Here is an 18,872-nt window from a genome sequence, read left to right on the forward strand (position 1 = left end):
GACCTCGCTCGAGAGCCAGGCGTAGGCCGTCCGCTTCATGAGATTTGCTTCGCAAATCACATGAGGCGGGTCACCAGGCCCCGCGCCCGGGAAGCGCCTCGATGCAAGGGAAACCTCACCCCGGCGTGTTACGCATCCAGTCCGCCGTCTCGAAGAAGGACTTCTTCAGCCGCGCCCGCAGCGCCTGCGGCACATCGACCTCTTCCATGGCCTGGGCCATGCAGGCCACCCATTGGTCGCGCTCGGCCAGGCCGATCTTGAAGGGCAAATGCCGCGCGCGCAAACGCGGATGGCCAAAGCGTTCAACGTAATGCTGCGGACCGCCGAGCCAGCCGCAGAGAAACCAGAACAGCCGCTGCCGCGCGTTGTCCAGGCTGGGGCCATGCGCGGCACGCAAGGCGGCGTAACCCGGTTCCAGATCCATCAGGTCATAGAAGCGGGTGACCAGGGCCTGAACACGGTGCTCCCCGCCCAACCACTCGAAAGGCGTCAGGAACTCGCCGGCCTCGTTCTTCGGCGGCGGTTCCTCGATCTGGTTGAGCTTGACCACGCCACTCATGCCAAGACCTCCGTGACACCCACCCCGGTACGCGCCTGCGGGAGGCGCCTCGGCTCGCCGCTCATGCCGCCGCCTTGCGCAGGGTGTCCACCACCGGCGCACGCAGCACCGAGCGCAAACCCCACCAGCCGGCCCCCAGGGCCAGAGCCGCGCCACTCAGGCCGCCGACCGGCAACAACCAGAGGCTACCGCCCCACTCGAAATTGAAGACGAAATGCGCCAAGGCCCAGCCCACCGCGCCAGACACGATGGCCGCCAGCACGCCCGCCAGCAAGCCCAAGCCCAGCAGTTCGGCGCGCTGCATCTGGCGCAACAAGGCGCCACCGGCGCCGACGGCGCGCATCACCGCGTATTCCCGCGCGCGCTCCTCCCGCGTCGAGGCCACGGCGGCATAGAGCACGATCAGCCCCGCCGCGAGCGTGAAACCGAAGAGAAATTCCACGGCCCGGCTGACCTGCGCCAGCACCTGCTGCACCTGAGCCAGCGTCATGCTCAAGTCCACGACAGTGACGTTGGGAAACTCGCGCACCAGCTGGCTGTCGAAACGGCCGTTGCCTTCGGGCGCGCGGAAGGCCGCCAGGTAGGTCACCGGCAGGTCAGGCATGTTGCTGACCGGATACAGCGCGAAGAAATTGGCGCGCATGGAGCCCCAGTCCACCTCGCGCAGCGAAGTGATCGTGGTCTCGTGCTGCAAGCCCGCGATGTCGAAACGCAGGCGGTCGCCGAGCTTGAGGCCCAGGGTCTCGGCGATGCCATCTTCCATGCTGATACCGTTCGGGTCTTCGTTCGTCCAGCGACCGGCGACGATGGGGTTGTGCGCGGGCGGCTGCGCGCTGTAGGACAGGTTGAATTCACGCTCCACCAGGCGCTGCGCGCGGTCGTCCTCATAATCCTCGGCCTGCACCGGCCGGTCGTTCACGGCCACCAGACGACCGCGGATCATGGGGTACCAGTCGTGGTCCGCCGCCACGCCCGCGCGCGCCAAAGCGGCCTGGAAGCTCTGGGCCTGATCGGGCTGGATGTTGATGACAAAACGGTTGGGCGCGTTGACCGGCGTGGCCTTGCGCCAGCTGTCGATCAGGTCAGTGCGCAGCAGGGCCAGCAGCAACAAGGCCAACAGGCCGACCGCGAGACTGCTGACCTGCAACACGGCATAAACCGGTCGGGCTGAAAGCTGGCGCGTGGCCAGGATCAGCCAGCGCGGCGCCCGTTCTTCCCGCACCACCCGGCGCAGCAGCAACACCGCACCCCAGGCCGCGCAGGCGAACAGGCCCACAGCCAGGGCAAAACCGCCCACGGTGATCAGCCCCAGCATCCAGTCCCGGCTGGCTGCCAGCAGCAAGGCGGCAAAACCCGTGAGCCCCAGGCCGAGCACGCCCAGGGAGAGGGGGCGAGGTTCGCCCACGTCGCGCCGGATCACGCGCAGCGCGGGCACCCGCGCCAGTTGCAGCACGGGCGGCAGGCCGAAGGCAGCCATCAAGGTCAAGCCCACCCCCAGGCCAAAACCCACCGGCCACAGGCCCGGCGCGGGCAAGGCGGCATCCACCAGGCCGGCCAGCAAGAGCACGAAGACATGGTGCGCGGCCCAGCCCAGGGCTGCGCCCAGCAGACCGCCGCCCAAACCGATCAGCAGGAACTCCAGCGCATGGGCGCGTGCGATGGTCGCCTGGGACAGGCCCAGCACACGCAGCATGGCGCAGCTATCGAGATGGGCATTGGCGAAGGCGCGCGCCGCCAGCCCCACGGCCACGGCCGACAGCAAGGCCGCGAGCAGGGCCACCAACTGCAGGAACTTCTCGGCCCGCTCCAGCGTGTTCGACAACTCGGGCCGGCCGCCATCCAGGGCTTCGACCCGGGTGCCGCGCGCCTGCTCGCGCTCGATCCAGGCCTTGGCCTGCGTGATGAAACGCCGTACCTCGGCCTCGCCCACAGCGCCGTCCTTGGCGGCGACGGCATACCGGTAGCTCACCCGGCTGGCCGGCTGCACCAGATCGGTCGCGGCCAGGTCGGCTCGGTTCATCAGCACACGCGGCGCGAAGTTGATGAAACCGCCACCTCGATCCGGCTCCACGCCGATGACGCGGGTGATGCGCAAGCGGGCCTCACCCAACAGCAGGTCCGAGCCCAGATGGGTGCCCAGGGCGTCCAGCAGACCGGGGTCCACCCAAACCTCGCCGGGCGCGGGAATGTCGGTCGTGGCCAAAGCGGCCTCGCCCTCGCGCGCACTGGCCGTGAGGCGGCCCCGCAAGGGGTACCCCGCCTCGACGGCCTTCAGCGCGACCAATCGGGTGCTGCCGCCTTCGGCGTCCGAGGTCCGCGCCATGGTGGGGAAGCCCAGGGACGCGGACGCTTGCAGCCCCTGCTGCTGCGCCAGTGCCTGCAAGGCCGCAGGCGTGGGCTGGTCGCTGACGACCACGGCGTCGCCCCCCAGCAATTGCAGCGCGTCGCGCTGCATGCCGCGGTTGAGACGATCAGCGAAGAAGCTCACGGCCGTCAGCGTGGCCACCGCCAGCGTGACGGCCAAGAGCAGCAGGCGCAGTTGCCCGGCGCGCCAGTCACGCCGCAGGTTGGTGAAACCCAAACGGAGGAAGGAAATATTCATGGGCGGCTACCTTAGCCGATTTGCCTGGGCCCACGGCGGACAGGGGTGAAATTCGAGCCCCTCCCTAAGCCCAAGCCCTTGCATTCAGCCCCACGTCAGCCGCACCGGGACAGGGCGGGCCGGAACGGCCAGACGCCCGGCACAACAAGTCGCGACCCGGCTGCTCAGACCTGCAAAGCACCGCTGTGGGCCGCCGCATGGTGGAGCCACTCGGGATCCTGGGCCAGGGCCAAGGCGGCCTCCAGCGGACGCGAGCGCCGGTCCTGGGTGTTGCGCGCCGGGTTCTGCACCATGAAACCGATCGGCGTCTGCATGGTGGGTTTGCCCAGGGGCCGGGCTTCCAGCTCGCGGTAGGTACGCACCGCGCCCACCAGGGCACCGGGCATGATGCTGCTGACCGAGCCGCCGACGGCGGCCAGGGCCAGGCTGAGCACCGAATTGGTCTCCATCACCGGCCGCACCCGCACGCCGGCCTGGGCGAAGGCGTCGTCCAGAATATGGCGGTTGTACATCTCCGGGCTCATCAGGCACAACGGCAAGGCGGCGGCCTCGCGCCAATCCATGGGCGGGCCGAAACGCAGGCCGGCCTCGGCGGCGGACAACTCAGCGCTGGCATCGAGTCGGCGCACAAGGAAGTAATGCTCGACATACTGCGGCAAGGTCTGCAGCGCCCCCGGACGCACCCGCTCGATGAAACCCAGGCCCATGTCCAGGGTCAGGTCTTCCAGGCCGGATTCGATGTCCTGCGAGCTCATGGACCGCACCACCGGGGTGATGCCCAGGTGGCGGGCCTGCAGCATGGCCGCGAAACGCGCCGCGATGGGTTCGGCCGAGGGCACGACACCAATGCCCAGCCGGCCCTGGATGCGCCCGCCCACGCTTTTCAGATCCTGCTTGAGCAGCTGTTCCTCGCGCAGCATGCGGCGGGCGCTCTCCAGCAGGCGCTCGCCCTCGGGCGTGAACCCGACGAAGGTGCGGCCTCGGCGCACGATGGGACTGCCGAACTCCTCCTCCAGAGCACGCAAGGCGTTGGACAAGGCGGGCTGGGTCACGAAACATGCCTGGGCGGCGCGCGCGAAGTGCTTGTGCTCGTCGAGCGCGACCAGGTAGCGCATGGAAACCAGGAGATTCATGGCGGTGGCGGGGTGTCCGGTTTCAGGCGGGGCTACGGGCGGCAGCCACCGGGCAGTCCGGTGGCGGGCAGGTGGACAAGGAAGATCTGGTGGGTGGCCCGGTCCGGCTCAGGTGTCCTTGGAAATCGTGATGCCGGGGAACTTGGCCGAGTAGTCCTTGTTGCGCGCCGCGATGGCCAGCGCCACCTGGCGGGCCACATTCCTGTAGATGCCCGCGACCTCGCTGTCGGGATCGGCCACCACGGTGGGCTTGCCGCTGTCGGCCTGGATGCGGATCTGCATGCTCAGGGGCAGCGCGCCCAGATAGGCCATGCCCTGCTCGGCCGCCATGCGCTTGCCGCCGTCCACGCCGAAGATGTGCTCGATGTGGCCACAGTTGCTGCAGATGTGCACGGCCATGTTCTCGACCAGGCCCAGGATGGGCACGCCCACCTTCTCGAACATCGCCACGCCCTTCTTCGCGTCCAGCAGCGCGATGTCCTGCGGCGTGGTGACGATGACCGCGCCCGTCACCGGCACGCGCTGCGACAGCGTGAGCTGGATGTCGCCGGTGCCGGGTGGCATGTCGACGATGAGGTAGTCCAGGTCGTTCCAGTTGGTCTGGCGCAGCATCTGCTCCAGCGCCTGGGTGGCCATGGGGCCGCGCCAGACCATGGCCTGGTCCGGGTCGACCAACAGGCCGATGGACATCACCTGCACGCCATGGTTCTGCATGGGGTTCATGGTCTTGCCGTCCGTGCTCTCGGGCCGGCCCGAGACACCCATCATCATGGTCTGGCTGGGGCCGTAGATGTCCGCGTCGAGCAGGCCGACACGGGCACCTTCGGCCGCCAGGGCCAGCGCCAGGTTGGCCGCCGTGGTGCTTTTGCCCACGCCGCCCTTGCCCGAGGCCACGGCGACGATGTTGCGCACGCCCGGCAGCAATTGCACGCCGCGCTGCACCGCATGCGCCACGACCTTGGTCTGGATGTTGACGGAGACGTTGCTCACACCCTCGACGCGGCGCACCGCGGCGATCAGCGCGGCACGCAGGGCCGGGTGCTGGCTTTTGGCCGGATAGGCGAGTTCGATATCGAAGGAGACATCATTGCCCTGTGCACCCGCGCTGATGGCGAGGTTCCTGACTTGCTTGCCCGACACGAAATCCTTGCCCGTGTTGGGGTCGACCACTTGTTGCAAGGCCTGCTGGACGGCCTGTTCTGTCACTGCCATGTTCTTGCTTGGTTGCGCCTTGCGGCGGGTGTCTCGGAAAGGGCTGTAGTCTAGGGCCAGTCCCGACGGCGCGCTTCGGCCCCGCAAATCCTGTTCCCATCGTTTTCCCGGCCTCGCATAATGCGGCTCCATGGCTGAAGTGCATAGCCCCGACAAGAACAACGCTCCCTCCCCCAGCAACCCGCCCTCGGTGGGCCTGCTACTGACCGGTGGTGGCGCCCGCGCCGCCTACCAGGTCGGCGTGCTGCAGGCCATCGTCGAGTTGCGTCGCAAGCACCAGCCCCCACCGCCCGGATCGCCACAAAACGCGCCCCAGCCCAGCCCTTTTTCCATCATCACCGGCACCTCGGCCGGGGCCATCAACGCCGCCGCCCTGGCCTGCAGCGCCGACGACTTTCGCCTGGCCGTCACCCGACTTTCGCGGGTGTGGTCGCACTTCGAGGCCGGGCAGGTCTACGGTGCGGACACCCTGAGCGTGCTGCGCACCGGGGCGCGCTGGATGAGTCTGATCTCCATGGGCTGGATGGTGGCGCGCTGGCGGCGCATCAAGCCGCGCTCCTTGCTGGACAACAGCCCACTGGCGGAACTGCTCAACCGCATGATTCCCTTGGAACGCCTGCCGGGGCTGATCGCAAGCGGCCACCTGCAGGCCCTGGCCGTCACCGCCTCCAGCTACAGCTCGGGCAACCACGTCACGTTTTTCGAAGGCGCGGAGCATCTTCAGCCCTGGATGCGATCCCAGCGTCTGGCCGTGCGCGCTCCCATCACCCGCGAGCACCTGCTGGCGTCCTCGGCCATCCCCTTCATTTTTCCGGCCCAGCCACTGCCCATCCACGACAACATCGAATACTTTGGTGACGGCTCCATGCGGCAGACGGCGCCGATCGCCCCGGCCATCCACCTGGGCTCGGAGCGCATTCTCGTCATTGGCGCGGGTCGCATGAGCGAACCCGCCGACACGATGATTTCGTCACCGGCCTTGAGTTACCCCTCACTAGCGCAGATCGCGGGCCACGCCATGTCCAGCATCTTCCTGGACTCGCTGGCGGTGGACATCGAGCGCATCCTGCGCATCAACCAGACCCTGAGCCTCATTCCCAGCGAAGCGCGCAAGGCCAGCAGCCTGCGACCGGTCGAACTGCTGGTGATTTCGCCTTCCGAACGCATCGACCAGATCGCCGCCGAGCACACTCAGGATTTGCCGCACATGGTGCGCGCGCTGCTGGGCGCGCTGGGGGCGAACCCCAATGGGGCGAACCTCGGCAAGGTCAGTGCCAACAGCGGCGCGCTGACGAGCTATCTGCTGTTTGAAGCCGCATTCACACGCGAACTGATGGCCCTGGGCCACAAGGACGCGCTGCGGCAGGAAGACGCCATCCGCAAATTCTTTGGCTGGACTTGAGACGGCTTTCAACCGCCCCGACGGATGCCGCACCGCCGCAGGACGGCACGGCTCACCACCCACCCTCACCGCTCATTTGCCCTTCCCCACTTTTCCGCCCTCGCCAACCGCCCGAAACATGTCACTCAAAAACCTGTCCGTCACCGTCAAACTGCTCCTGGGCTTCGGTCTGCTGCTGGGTCTGAGCGTGCTCATCGCCGCCTCGGGCTTTTTCGGCCTGGCCGCGTCCAAGGAATCCATGCGTCGCCTCAGTGTCTATGGCGGCATGTACGACCAGACCGTCGCCGCCCGCGACGCCAATTTTTCCTACGCGCTTGACCGTGATCGCACCCACCTCACCCCGCACGCCGAGGCCGTGCGGCAGATCGAGCAGGCGCTGCAAGACATCGGGGCCGAGATCGCGGCCGGCGAAGGCTGGACCGAAGCCGACAGCGCCTGGGTGAGCGCGCTGAGGGCACGGCTGCGCGACTACGCGACGGAGCACGCGCAGACCCTGAACCTGGGAGACGAAACCCGGATCACGGCCGGCTTGCGCGCGCTCAACACACGCATGCTCGACCTGCAGAACGATATCAACGTCCACTACGCGGAGGAGGAAACGCGCCTGGAGCGCTCCAACGTCATGGCCCAGGGGCTGCTGGGCGCGACCACTCTGGTGAGCTTGGCGGCCGGCCTGCTGCTGGCCCTGCTGATCGCGCGCCAGATCGTGCACCCCCTGCATGAAGCCCTGCGCGCGGGCCGGCGCATCGCCGATGGCGACCTGACCGTGCGCATCCGCAGCGACCGCAAGGACGAGCTGGGCGAACTGACCCGCGTGCTGGCCTCGGTGGTGCAGGGCCTGCACGGCATGATCGACAAGATCCGGGTGGGCGCCACCGAGATCCATACCGCCTCAGGCCAAATCGTGGACGGCGGCAAGCACCTGTCCGAGCGCACCATGCAGCAGGCGGCCGCGCTGGAAGAAACCCGCGCCGCGCTGGAGCAGTTGGGCGGCATCATCGAGGAGACGGTCACGCACACCGGCCAGGCCCAAGGCCTGACCGAGAACGCCAAGGACATCGTGCGGCAGAACGGCGAGACCATGGCCTCCGTCACGGCAAGCATGGAGGACATCCACCGCTCGTCGAAGAAGATGTTCGAAATCATCAACGTGATCGAGGGCATCGCCTTCCAGACCAATCTGCTCGCGCTCAACGCGGCCGTCGAGGCCGCGCGAGCTGGCGAGCAGGGCCGAGGCTTCGCGGTGGTGGCCGGCGAGGTGCGGGCGCTGGCGGGGCGCAGCGGCTCGGCGGCCAAGGAAATCCGCGAGCTCATCACCGGCAGCGTGACCCAGGCCGACCACGGCGCAACCTTGGTGGACTCGGCCAACACGGCGATGCAGCAAATGGTGGCCAAGGTGGAGGAGATGCGCGCGCTGATGGGCCGCATCGCCCAGGCCAGTCGGCAACAGCACCAGGACATCAGCCAGTCCAACCGCGCCATGGCGCAGATCGACGCCACCACCCAGCAGAACGCGGCCCTGGTCGAGGAATCCGCCTCGGCTGCGGCGGCCCTGGAACAGCAGGCCCGCGTGCTGTCGCAGGCCGTCGGCGCCTTCCGCCTCGCGACCAGCGCGCCGCATGCCCATCTACCCGCCGCACCCACGCCGGCGGCGCTGGCGCGCCGCGAAGAGCGGCTGGCGCTGCCGTCCTGATCTTCCAAACCCCAGCCTGACACAGGGGCCCTGCGTTGCGCGGCCGGGGATCGCCCGCGCGCGGCCCGTGCCGGATCAGGGAAAGGGCGACGCGGGGTGCGGCCCGATAAAATCGCGGGTTCCCTCTAGGAATCCGTCATGCCCCGCAAGCTTTTTGTCACCACCGCCCTGCCCTACGCCAACGGCAACTTCCACATCGGCCACATCATGGAGTACATCCAGGCCGACATCTGGGTGCGGTTCCAGCGCATGCGGGGGCATGAGGTGCATTTCGTCGGCGCGGACGACGCCCATGGCGCGCCCATCATGATCGCCGCCGAAAAGGCGGGCAAGACGCCGCAGGCTTTCGTGGCCGACATCGCCGCCGGCCGCAAGCCCTACCTCGATGGCTTTCACATCGCCTTCGACAATTGGAGCAGCACCGACAGCCCCGAGAACCACGAACTCTCGCAAGCCATCTACCGCGACCTCAAGGCCGCGGGCCTGATCTCGACCAAGACCATCGAGCAGTTCTACGACCCGCAGAAAAGCATGTTCCTGCCGGACCGCTTCATCAAGGGCGAATGCCCGAAATGCGGCGCCAAGGACCAGTACGGCGACAGTTGCGAAGTCTGCGGCGCGGTCTACGCGCCGACCGAGCTGAAGAACCCGTACTCTGCCCTGTCGGGCGCGACGCCGGTGCTCAAGAGCTCCGAGCATTTTTTCTTCAAGCTCTCCGACCCGCGCTGCGTCGCGTTCCTGGAGCAATGGACGCAAGACGGTAAATTGCAGACCGAGGTCGCCAACAAGATCAAGGAATGGTTCGCCAAGGATGAGCAGGGCAATCAAGGTTTGAGCGACTGGGACATCTCGCGCGACGCGCCCTATTTCGGCATCGAGATTCCCGACGCGCCGGGCAAGTACTTCTACGTCTGGCTGGACGCACCCGTGGGTTACCTGGCCTCGCTCAAGAACTACCTGGGCAAGATCGGCGTCGACTACGAGCGCTACATCGCCGACCCGGCGGTCGAGCAGGTGCACTTCATCGGCAAGGACATCGTGTACTTCCACACCCTGTTCTGGCCCGCCATGCTGCGTTTTAGCGGCCGCAAGACGCCCAACCAGGTCAATGTGCACGGCTTCCTGACCGTCAACAACGGTGAGAAGATGAGCAAGAGCCGCGGCACCGGCCTGGACCCGCTCAAGTACCTGTCGCTGGGCATGAACCCCGAATGGCTGCGTTATTACCTCGCGGCCAAGCTCTCGGGCAAGAACGAGGACATCGACTTCAACCGCGAAGACTTCATGCTGCGGGTCAACAGCGACCTGATCGGCAAGTACGTCAACATCGTCTCGCGCGCGGCAGGGTTTCTGTCCAAGCGCTTCGGCGGCCAGCTCACGCAGACCTTCGACGCCCAGGGCACGGTGCTGCTGCAGGACATCCATGCCGCCGCTCCCGCGCTGGCAGCGTTCTACGATGGCCGCGACTACGGCAAGGCCCTGCGCGACATCATGGCGCTGGCCGACCGCGTGAACGGCTACACCGATGAACACAAACCCTGGGAGCTGGCCAAGGACGCGGCCAACGACGCCCGCCTGCACCAGGTCTGCTCGGTGCTGGTCAACGCCTTTGCCGCGCTCACGCGTTACCTCGCGCCGGTGCTGCCCGCCCTGGCCCGCCAGGTGGAGGCACTGACCGGGCTTGACCTGAGCCAATGGGACACACAACAGTCCGTCACCGCCATCCAGCCCTACCAGCACCTCATGCAGCGCGTGGACCCCAAGCTGCTGGACGCCTTGTTTGAACCGCCTGCGGGTAGCCCTGCCATGACTGAAGAAAAAAGCCAAGCCGCCACCGAATCGACCCCGACAGGCGCGGATGCGAACGCCACGCTCCCGGGCGGCGAAGCCATCGCTGACACCATCACCATCGACGACTTCGCCAAGATCGACCTGCGCATCGCCAAGATCGTGAACTGCGAAGCAGTGGAAGGCTCGACCAAGCTGCTGCGCCTGACGCTGGACGTGGGCGAGGGTCGGACTCGGAATGTGTTCTCGGGGATCGCCAGCGCCTACAAGCCCGAAGACCTGGTCGGCAAGCTCACGGTGATGGTGGCCAACCTCGCGCCGCGCAAGATGAAGTTCGGCGTCAGCGAAGGCATGGTGCTGGCCGCCAGCCATGCGGATGAAAAAGCCCAGCCCGGCATCCATGTGCTGAACCCCTGGCCCGGTGCTCAGCCCGGCATGCGGGTCCGCTGAATCTGCTGCTGAACGGCAGACGAAGAAAACGGGGCATACCGGATCACTGGTATGCCCCGTTCACCTGATATAGCCGTGTGACAGCAGCTGGGGTAAATGTAACCAAGCCGGGCCGCCCTGACCATCCCCACAAAGGGGGGGTCTTCCAGGCCTGTGAAAAAGTGCACGTTAATTCCGCGCGCACTCGCGCTGGGTGCGGTGGAAAGCGGGTTTCCCCTTGTCATAAACTCGTGGCCACGCTAGGCCACCGTGTTTTTGCCCACGGTGCAGCGCCGCATGCCCCAGCCCCGGCCCGCCCATCTGCCGTTCTGGTGGACTGACATCCACCGCTCCCCCAGCGTGAACCTGCGCCTGGGGCTGTGCCTGTGCTTCATCGCCGGGGCGGCCAACGCGGGTGGTTTCCTCGCCATCGGGCAATACACCTCGCATGTCACGGGCCTGGTGTCGTCCATCGCGGACCACCTGGTGCTCGGCCATGTGACGCTGATGCTGGCCAGTCTGGCCGCCCTGCTGGCCTTCGTGGGCGGGGCCATGACCACCTCCCTGATGGTCAACTGGTCACGCCGCCGTCACCTGCGCAGTGCCTACGCCCGCCCCCTGCTGCTGGAAGCCGCGCTGCTGCTGGTCTTCGGCCTTTTCGGCGCGACCCTGCAGGCTTGGCCCTGGGCGCAGGCCAGCCTGTTCACGCCGCTGACCGTGTTGCTGCTGTGCTACCTGATGGGCCTGCAGAACGCCGTGATCACCAAGATTTCGCACGCGGAAATCCGGACCACCCACGTCACGGGCCTGGTGACGGACATCGGCATCGAACTCGGCAAACTGATCTATCCCAACCGCTCACCCATCCCGGGCCGGGTGCGGGTCAACCGGACCAAGCTGCGCATCCACCTGCTTCTGGTGGCGGCCTTCCTGTTGGGCGGACTGGTCGGCGCACTGGGTTTCAAGCATTGGGGGTACGCCACCACTTTGCCCCTGGCCGCGATGTTGACGCTGCTGGTGTCCGGCCCACTGCTGCACGACCTGCGACACGGCCGCTGGGCGCCCCCCGCGCAAACGGATTGGCAGGCGTCCGAGCTGTTGCGCCCGGACCCACCGCGCCCCGTCGACGGCCTGCCAGCCCACAAGCCAGGAAAGTAGGCCGCACCGCCATGTCGCAGGAACCCCCCAGGCCCCACGACGGCGCCAACGATCACGGTGCGATGGCCTCATTGCTGGCGGCCCTGGCCCCCTTCCGCCCCAAGCTGCTGGACACGCTGCCGGGTTACACCCGCGCGCACCTGGGGCGGGACATCGGCGCCGGCCTGACGGTGGGCGTGGTGGCCTTGCCCCTGGCGATGGCTTTCGCGATCGCCAGCGGCCTCAAACCCGAGGCCGGCCTGTTCACGGCCATCATCGCGGGCTTCCTGATTTCCGCCCTGGGTGGCAGCCGGGTGCAGATCGGCGGCCCGGCGGGCGCCTTCATCGTCATCGTCTACGGCATCCTGGAACGCTACGGCCTGGCCAACCTCCTGATCGCCACCGCCATGTCGGGGCTGATGCTCTTCCTGATGGGCCTGTTCAAGCTGGGCACCCTGGTGCGTTTCATCCCCATCGCCGTGGTGATCGGCTTCACCAACGGCATTGCCGTGCTGATCATGCTCTCGCAGCTGAAGGATTTCCTCGGCTTGTCGCTGGACCATCCTCCCGCCAATTTTTTCGCCCAGATCGATGCGCTGCGGCTGACCTTGCACACGGTCAATCCGGCGGCACTGGGCATCGCGCTGGGCACTCTGGCGCTGGTGGTCGTCTGGCAACGTGGCCTGCCCGGTTTGAAAAGCGACGGGCTGGCGGCACTCAAGGCCAGGGTCCAGAGCAGCCGGGTGCTGTTCGCGGCCAGCCGCCTGTCCGCCGTGCCGGGCACCATCGTCGCGCTGGCGCTCGCGACTCTCGCCACCTGGGCGCTGAACCTGCCGGTCGAGACCATCGGCAGCAAGTTCGGCGGCATCCCGGCCACGCTGCCGTCCTTGGTCTGGCCCGCCTTCAGCTGGGACACGGTGCGTTTCCTGCTGATGCCGGCCTTCACGCTGGCCCTGCTGGGCGCCATCGAATCCTTGCTGTGCGCACGCATCGCGGACGGCGTGTGCGCCGCCCGGCCGCCCGAAGAGGCAGGCACCGGAGCGCGCGAGGGCGCAGGTGGGTCCATCCGCGAGGACCGGCACGACCCCAACCAGGAGCTGATGGCCCAGGGCGTGGCCAACGTTGTCACGCCCTTCTTTGGCGGCATGCCCGCCACCGGCACCATCGCCCGCACCGTCACCAACGTCAAGAGCGGCGCTGTCAGCCCCATCGCGGGCATGGTGCACGCGCTGACGCTGCTGGCCGTGGTCCTGGTGGCCGCGCCCCTGGCCAACCACGTCCCACTGGCGGCGCTGTCGGGCATCCTGATGTACGTGGCCTGGAACATGGGTGAGTGGCGCGAATTCACCCAGCTGCGCCAATACCGCCTGCCCTACCGCGTCACGCTGCTGGCGGTCTTCACCCTCACCGTGGTGGTCGACCTGACGGTGGCCGTGGAAGTGGGCCTGGTCGCGGCCTGCCTGACCTTCATCTACCGGATTTCCAGCCTCACGCGTTCCGAGGCTGCGCCCACGCCCACGCCGGGCGTGCGCGCCTGGCGACTCTATGGCGCGCTGTTCTTCGGCGCAGTCAAGCTGATCGAGGACATCGAACGTCAGCTCGGGGAGTTAGACGCGGCTGCCCAGCCAGCGCGGGTGCTGGTGCTGGACCTGAAGAACCTGCTCTACATCGACAGCTCCGGTGCCGACACCTTGCTGGACCTGCAGCGCGGCTGCGGCCAGCGCGGCGTGCACTTGGTGCTCTGCGGCCTGAGCCACCAACCGCTGGACATGGCCCGCCGCGTCGGGCTGCTGGGCAAACTCCCCGAGGCAAACATCTGCCCCGACCTGGCAACCGGACTGGGGCGGGCGCAGGTTCTCGCGGGTGCAGGCTGAGGCCCGGTAAAATGCCCGATCCCCGCTTTTCCTCCTTCCGGTGTGCCCGCCATGCATCTGTTCCGCTACCCCGACTACAAGTCCGAAGCCACCCAGTTCATCCAGAAGCTCAAGGCCGAGAAGCCCAGCCTGGAAGAAGAGCAGCGCCAGGGCCGCGCCCTGCTGTGGGACAAGGCGGTCGACCGCCAAGCCTGGGAAAACTTCCAGGCCGCGCGCGTGGCGCAAAAACCCTACGTCTACCAGACCAGCGACAGCCCGCAATCGCGTTGAGCGGCCTGTGACCGGACTCCACCCCGCATGAGCGAAGCGCACACCCGCGCCTCCGACGCCCTGGAGGACGGCGGCGACATGCTGGCGAACGAATCGGGCATGCCGGAGGTGGTGGACCATGTCGCGGTGGCCCGTCTCTACGGCGAACCGCTGTTCCAGCTCCCGCAGGATCTCTACATCCCGCCAGACGCGCTGGAGGTTTTCCTCGAAGCCTTCGAAGGCCCGCTGGACCTGCTGCTCTACCTGATCCGCAAGCAGAACTTCAACATCCTCGACATCCCGATGGCGGCGGTCACGCGCCAGTACCTGACCTATGTGGACCAGGTCCGTGACCGCAATCTGGAACTGGCGGCCGAGTACCTGCTGATGGCGGCCATGCTGATCGAGATCAAGTCGCGCATGCTGCTGCCGCCCAAGAAGGCGGCCGAAGGCGAGGAGGCCGAGGACCCGCGTGCCGAGCTGGTGCGCCGCCTGCTCGAGTACGAGCAGATCAAGCTGGCCGCCGCGCGCCTGGGAGAACTGCCGCATTACGGCCGCGACTTCCTCAAGGCGCAGGTCTACATCGAGCAGTCGATGCAGCCGCGTTTCCCCGACGTGCACATCGTGGATCTGCAAGGCGCCTGGGCGGACATCCTCAAACGTGCCAAGCTGGTCCAGCACCACAAGATCACGCGCGAGGAACTGTCGGTGCGCGAGCACATGAGCATCGTGCTCAAGGCCCTGCAGGGCCGCAAGTTCGTCGAGTTTGAAAAGCTCTTCAACCCCACGCAAGGCGTGCCCGTGCTGGTGGTGACTTTCATCGCCTTGCTGGAACTGGCCAAGGAAAGCCTGATCGAGATCACCCAGGCCGAAGCCTACGCCCCCATCTACGTGCGCCTGAGCTACACGCCCACCTGAGGGCCTGCGTCGGCCTCGTCTATAGTCGGCCCTCATTCCCTCGCAGCCCGGCCTGCGCCGCGCCAGAACTTCTCTCGATCCCTCCTCGCGAGCCGCCCGTGACCCCTCCCGCGCACCATTCCTTCGACGTCCTCATCGTGGGCAGCGGCCTGGCGGGCCTGTCCGCCGCCCTGCATCTGGCGCCCACGCACCGCGTGGCCGTCATCACCAAACGCGACCTCAGCGACGGTTCCAGCGGCTGGGCGCAAGGCGGCATCGCCGCCGTGCTGGGTGAAGGCGACACGCTGGAGCAGCATGTGGACGACACCCTGGTCGCCGGCGCGGGCCTGTGCGACCCTGAGGCCACGCGCTTCGTGGTCGAGCATGCAGCGGAAAACATCCATTGGCTGCAGGAACTGGGCGTGCCCTTCTCCCGCGAGGACGGCCACCTGCACCTCACCCGCGAAGGCGGCCACAGCGAGCGGCGCATCGTCCACGTCACCGACGCCACCGGCGCGGCCGTGCAGGCCACGCTGCGCACCAAGGTGCGCATGCAGCCCAACATCACGCTGTTCGAACACCATGTGCTGGTCGACCTGATCACCAGCGCGAAACTCGGTGGCGACAAGGATACGAATCGCTGCCTGGGCCTGTACGCGCTGAACGAGGCGACGGACACCGTCGAGAGCTTCGCCGCGCCGCACACCATCCTGGCCACCGGCGGCGCGGGCAAGGTCTACCTCTACACCACCAACCCGGACACCTCCACCGGCGACGGCATCGCGGCCGCCTGGCGCGCGGGGTGCCGCGTGGGGAACATGGAGTTCATCCAGTTCCACCCGACCTGCCTCTACCACCCGCACGCCAAGAGCTTCCTGATCAGCGAGGCCGTGCGCGGCGAAGGCGCGTTGCTGCGCCTGCCGCCCGACGTCGGCGATGGTTTCGGCGGCAAGCGTTTCATGCTTGAGCATGACGCGCGCGCTGAGCTGGCCACGCGCGACATCGTGGCGCGCTCCATCGACTACGAGATGAAGAAGCACGGCGTGGACTGCGTCTACCTGGACATCACGCACAAGCCCAAGGCCTTTCTGCAGGAGCACTTCCCCAACATCTACGCCCGTTGCCTGGAATTGGGCATCGACATCGCGAAGGACTGGATTCCTGTCGTGCCCGCCGCGCACTTCACCTGCGGCGGCGTGGTGACCGACCTGGGCGGCCGCACCGACCTGCACGGCCTCTACGCCATCGGCGAGACGGCCTACACCGGCCTGCACGGCGCCAACCGCCTGGCCAGCAACTCGCTGGTGGAATGCATGGTCTACGCGCGCGCCGCAGCCGACGCGATCCGCGGCGACACGGCTCCGCCACCGCCTGCCCTGCCCGCCTGGGACGACAGCCGCGTCACGGACGCCGACGAGTCGGTGGTGATCTCGCACAACTGGGACGAGCTGCGCCGCTTCATGTGGGACTACGTGGGCATCGTGCGCACCAACAAGCGGCTGGAACGCGCCGCGCATCGAATCGACCTGCTGCACTCGGAAATCCAGGAGTTCTATTCCAGTTTCCATGTCACACGCGACCTGCTCGAACTGCGCAACCTGGTGCAGGTGGCCGAACTGATCGTGCGCAGCGCGCAAGCTCGCCATGAAAGCCGGGGGCTGCACTACAGCCGCGACTACCCGAACTTGCTGCCCGAGGCCAAGCCGACCTTCCTCACACCTACCTCCTGATTCCCCGAGACACCTCCATGAACGCCCCGTCCACGACCGAACACGCGGTGGTCACGCAGACCATCACCCTGCACAAGCCGAAAGCTCAGGCGCCAGCGCATCCCAGGGCCGAACGCTGGAGCGTGGACGCCATCGAAGCCCTGTTCAATCTGCCGTTTCCCGAACTGCTGCACCGCGCCCAGACCGTGCACCGCGAACACTTCGACCCGACCCAGGTCGAGTACGCCACCCTGCTCTCGGTCAAGACCGGCGGCTGTCCCGAGGACTGTGGTTATTGCCCGCAATCGGCTTCGTATGAAACCGGCGTGAAGGCCAGCAAGCTGATGGAACTGCAGGAGGTGCTGTTCGCGGCGCAACGCGCCAAGGACGCGGGCGCGACACGCTTCTGCATGGGCGCGGCCTGGCGCGCGCCCAAGGACCGCGACGTGGAAAAAATCGCTGAGTTGGTGCGTGGCGTCAAAGACCTGGGCCTGGAGACCTGCGCTACCCTGGGCATGCTGGACGAGGGCCACGCCGAGCAGCTGCGCGACGCCGGTCTGGACTACTACAACCACAACCTGGACACCGCGCCCGATTTCTACGGCGACATCATCAGCACGCGCGACTACCAGGATCGCCTGGACACCTTGGCCCGCGTGCGGCAGGCCGGCGTCAAGATCTGCTCGGGCGGCATCGTGGGCATGGGCGAAACCGTGCGGCACCGCGCCGGGCTGATCGCCGAGCTGGCCAACCTGGACCCTTACCCCGAATCCGTGCCGATCAACAACCTCGTGCGCGTCGAAGGCACGCCCCTGGCCGACCAGGCCCCGTTGGACCCCTTTGAATTCGTGCGCACCATCGCCGTGGCCCGCATCACCATGCCCCGGGCGCGCGTGCGCCTGTCGGCCGGCCGCCAGCAGATGGGCGACGGCATCCAGGCCCTGTGCTTCCTGGCGGGCGCCAACTCCATCTTCTACGGCGACAAGCTGCTGGTCACCGGCAACCCGGACACCGATGCCGACCTGCAGCTGCTGCAACGCCTGGGCATGCGCGCGGCGCAGCACCCCCTGGGCAAGACCTGAGGAAAACCCGGCGCGCGCAACGGGGCTCACCCCCGCGCGCCGATTGCGCTACATTCGCGCCTCACGCCTTTCCCGGAGACATCTGTGAACCCCACAGCCTCGACGAACAACAGTGGCGCATCGCCCACCACCGCCACCGGCGGCGCATCCCCCTACGGCACCCTGCCACCCGCCAGCGCGCCCGCCACCCGCAAACCGGTCAGCCTGCCGCGCCTGCACGAGATGCACGCGCGCGGCGAGAAGATCACCATGCTCACGGCCTACGACGCCACCTTCGCCGCCACGGCGGACGCGGCGGGCGTGGAATGCGTGCTGATCGGCGATTCGCTGGGCATGGTCTGCCAGGGCCTGTCGAGCACCGTGGGCGTGACGCTGGACACCATGCGTTACCACGTCGAGAGCGTGACACGCGGCATCCGCCGTGTGCAGGGCACGGCCTGGGTCATCGGCGACCTGCCCTTCGGCACCTACCATGAGTCGAAGGAACAGGCCCTGCGCAGCGCGACCGTGCTGATGCAGGCCGGGGCCCACATGGTCAAGCTCGAAGGCGGCGGCTGGACGACGGAGACCACGCGCTTCCTGGTCGAGCGAGGCATCCCCGTCTGCGCCCACCTGGGCCTCACGCCGCAGACCGTGCACGCGCTGGGCGGCTACCGCGTGCAAGGCCGGGGCGAGGCGGGCGAGACACTCAAGCGCCACGCACTGGAACTGCAGGACGCCGGCGCGGCCCTGCTGGTGCTGGAGATGACACCCGCGGCCCTGTCGGCCGAGATCACCGCCGCCCTGCCGCGCTGCGCCACCATCGGCATCGGCGCGGGCGTGGACTGCGCGGGCCAAGTGCTGGTGCTGCACGACATGCTGGGCATGAACCTGGGCAAGATGCCCAAGTTCGTCCACAACTTCATGGCCGACGCCGGCAGCGTGCGCGGAGCGATGGAGGCCTACGTCAAGGCGGTGAAGGAAGGCAGCTTCCCGGTCAACGAACAACACGCCTGGTGACATGACTCCCCCCCGAAGCGCCTGCGGCGCCTCCCCCTCAAGGGGGCGACACCAGTGGCCCGGCAAAGCCGGTTCCACGGTGCCCCCCGCTTAGTCTGTGGCGATCG

14 protein-coding genes are annotated in these 18,872 nt (G+C 67.5%); 10 read left to right on the forward strand and 4 right to left on the reverse strand.

The window, feature by feature from the left end; genetic code table 11:
- Positions 1–115: 115 nt before the first annotated feature.
- From AZ34_RS15725 to apbC, 4 genes are all read right to left on the reverse strand, one after another.
- Complete coding sequence (locus AZ34_RS15725; protein WP_035609790.1) at positions 116–559, reverse strand: group II truncated hemoglobin; 444 nt, start codon at positions 557–559, stop codon at positions 116–118.
- A 61-nt stretch (positions 560–620) separates the two neighbouring features.
- Positions 621–3,161: an ABC transporter permease gene (locus AZ34_RS15730; protein ID WP_035609793.1), complete on the reverse strand. Its 2,541-nt coding sequence runs from the start codon at positions 3,159–3,161 to the stop codon at positions 621–623.
- Between the two features lie 164 nt (positions 3,162–3,325).
- Complete coding sequence (locus AZ34_RS15735) at positions 3,326–4,294, reverse strand: LysR family transcriptional regulator (protein ID WP_035609795.1); 969 nt, start codon at positions 4,292–4,294, stop codon at positions 3,326–3,328.
- Positions 4,295–4,402: 108 nt separating this feature from the next.
- Positions 4,403–5,506: an iron-sulfur cluster carrier protein ApbC gene (apbC, locus tag AZ34_RS15740; protein WP_035609798.1), complete on the reverse strand. Its 1,104-nt coding sequence runs from the start codon at positions 5,504–5,506 to the stop codon at positions 4,403–4,405.
- 130 nt (positions 5,507–5,636) lie between these two features.
- On the opposite strand from apbC, the gene AZ34_RS15745 reads away from it, so the two are divergent.
- The 10 genes from AZ34_RS15745 to panB all read left to right on the forward strand — a co-directional run bounded on the left by AZ34_RS15745 (position 5,637) and on the right by panB (position 18,765).
- Positions 5,637–6,908, forward strand: coding sequence for a patatin-like phospholipase family protein (locus AZ34_RS15745; protein ID WP_081767257.1), 1,272 nt, complete (start codon positions 5,637–5,639; stop codon positions 6,906–6,908).
- Positions 6,909–7,026: 118 nt separating this feature from the next.
- On the forward strand, positions 7,027–8,601 hold the full coding sequence (locus tag AZ34_RS17755; protein ID WP_051509943.1) for a methyl-accepting chemotaxis protein: 1,575 nt from the start codon (positions 7,027–7,029) through the stop codon (positions 8,599–8,601).
- A 138-nt stretch (positions 8,602–8,739) separates the two neighbouring features.
- Positions 8,740–10,839, forward strand: a complete 2,100-nt coding sequence (gene metG, locus AZ34_RS15755) for a methionine--tRNA ligase (protein ID WP_035609801.1) — start codon at positions 8,740–8,742, stop codon at positions 10,837–10,839.
- Positions 10,840–11,115: 276 nt separating this feature from the next.
- A complete protein-coding gene (locus tag AZ34_RS15760) occupies positions 11,116–11,976 on the forward strand; it encodes a YoaK family protein (protein ID WP_051509944.1) in 861 nt (286 codons plus the stop codon).
- A 62-nt stretch (positions 11,977–12,038) separates the two neighbouring features.
- Positions 12,039–13,829, forward strand: coding sequence for a SulP family inorganic anion transporter (locus AZ34_RS15765; protein WP_035611964.1), 1,791 nt, complete (start codon positions 12,039–12,041; stop codon positions 13,827–13,829).
- A gap of 51 nt (positions 13,830–13,880) precedes the next feature.
- Entirely contained in the window at positions 13,881–14,099 is a 219-nt protein-coding gene (locus AZ34_RS15770) for a DUF3460 family protein (protein WP_035609804.1), read from the forward strand.
- Positions 14,100–14,177: 78 nt separating this feature from the next.
- The gene (locus tag AZ34_RS15775) at positions 14,178–14,996 is read left to right on the forward strand and encodes a segregation and condensation protein A (protein ID WP_051510208.1); all 819 of its coding nucleotides are present in this window, start codon (positions 14,178–14,180) and stop codon (positions 14,994–14,996) included.
- 98 nt (positions 14,997–15,094) lie between these two features.
- Positions 15,095–16,705: an L-aspartate oxidase gene (nadB, locus tag AZ34_RS15780; RefSeq protein WP_035609809.1), complete on the forward strand. Its 1,611-nt coding sequence runs from the start codon at positions 15,095–15,097 to the stop codon at positions 16,703–16,705.
- A 17-nt stretch (positions 16,706–16,722) separates the two neighbouring features.
- Positions 16,723–17,766: a biotin synthase BioB gene (gene bioB, locus AZ34_RS15785; RefSeq protein WP_035609811.1), complete on the forward strand. Its 1,044-nt coding sequence runs from the start codon at positions 16,723–16,725 to the stop codon at positions 17,764–17,766.
- Positions 17,767–17,850: 84 nt separating this feature from the next.
- Positions 17,851–18,765, forward strand: coding sequence for a 3-methyl-2-oxobutanoate hydroxymethyltransferase (panB, locus tag AZ34_RS15790; RefSeq protein WP_035609813.1), 915 nt, complete (start codon positions 17,851–17,853; stop codon positions 18,763–18,765).
- Positions 18,766–18,872 lie beyond the last annotated feature (107 nt).

This window comes from Hylemonella gracilis str. Niagara R (assembly GCF_000600295.1).
Lineage (GTDB): Bacteria > Pseudomonadota > Gammaproteobacteria > Burkholderiales > Burkholderiaceae_C > Hylemonella > Hylemonella gracilis_A.

Coding starts and splice junctions, on each gene's coding strand:
- AZ34_RS15745 (WP_081767257.1), top strand. CDS start 5,637: ATGGCTGAAGTGCATAGCCCCGACAAGAACAACGCTCCCTCCCCCAGC.
- AZ34_RS15775 (WP_051510208.1), top strand. CDS start 14,178: ATGCTGGCGAACGAATCGGGCATGCCGGAGGTGGTGGACCATGTCGCG.
- metG (WP_035609801.1), top strand. CDS start 8,740: ATGCCCCGCAAGCTTTTTGTCACCACCGCCCTGCCCTACGCCAACGGC.
- apbC (WP_035609798.1), bottom strand. CDS start 5,506: ATGGCAGTGACAGAACAGGCCGTCCAGCAGGCCTTGCAACAAGTGGTC.
- AZ34_RS15730 (WP_035609793.1), bottom strand. CDS start 3,161: ATGAATATTTCCTTCCTCCGTTTGGGTTTCACCAACCTGCGGCGTGAC.
- AZ34_RS15725 (WP_035609790.1), bottom strand. CDS start 559: ATGAGTGGCGTGGTCAAGCTCAACCAGATCGAGGAACCGCCGCCGAAG.
- AZ34_RS15770 (WP_035609804.1), top strand. CDS start 13,881: ATGCATCTGTTCCGCTACCCCGACTACAAGTCCGAAGCCACCCAGTTC.
- AZ34_RS15735 (WP_035609795.1), bottom strand. CDS start 4,294: ATGAATCTCCTGGTTTCCATGCGCTACCTGGTCGCGCTCGACGAGCAC.
- AZ34_RS17755 (WP_051509943.1), top strand. CDS start 7,027: ATGTCACTCAAAAACCTGTCCGTCACCGTCAAACTGCTCCTGGGCTTC.
- AZ34_RS15765 (WP_035611964.1), top strand. CDS start 12,039: ATGGCCTCATTGCTGGCGGCCCTGGCCCCCTTCCGCCCCAAGCTGCTG.
- bioB (WP_035609811.1), top strand. CDS start 16,723: ATGAACGCCCCGTCCACGACCGAACACGCGGTGGTCACGCAGACCATC.
- AZ34_RS15760 (WP_051509944.1), top strand. CDS start 11,116: ATGCCCCAGCCCCGGCCCGCCCATCTGCCGTTCTGGTGGACTGACATC.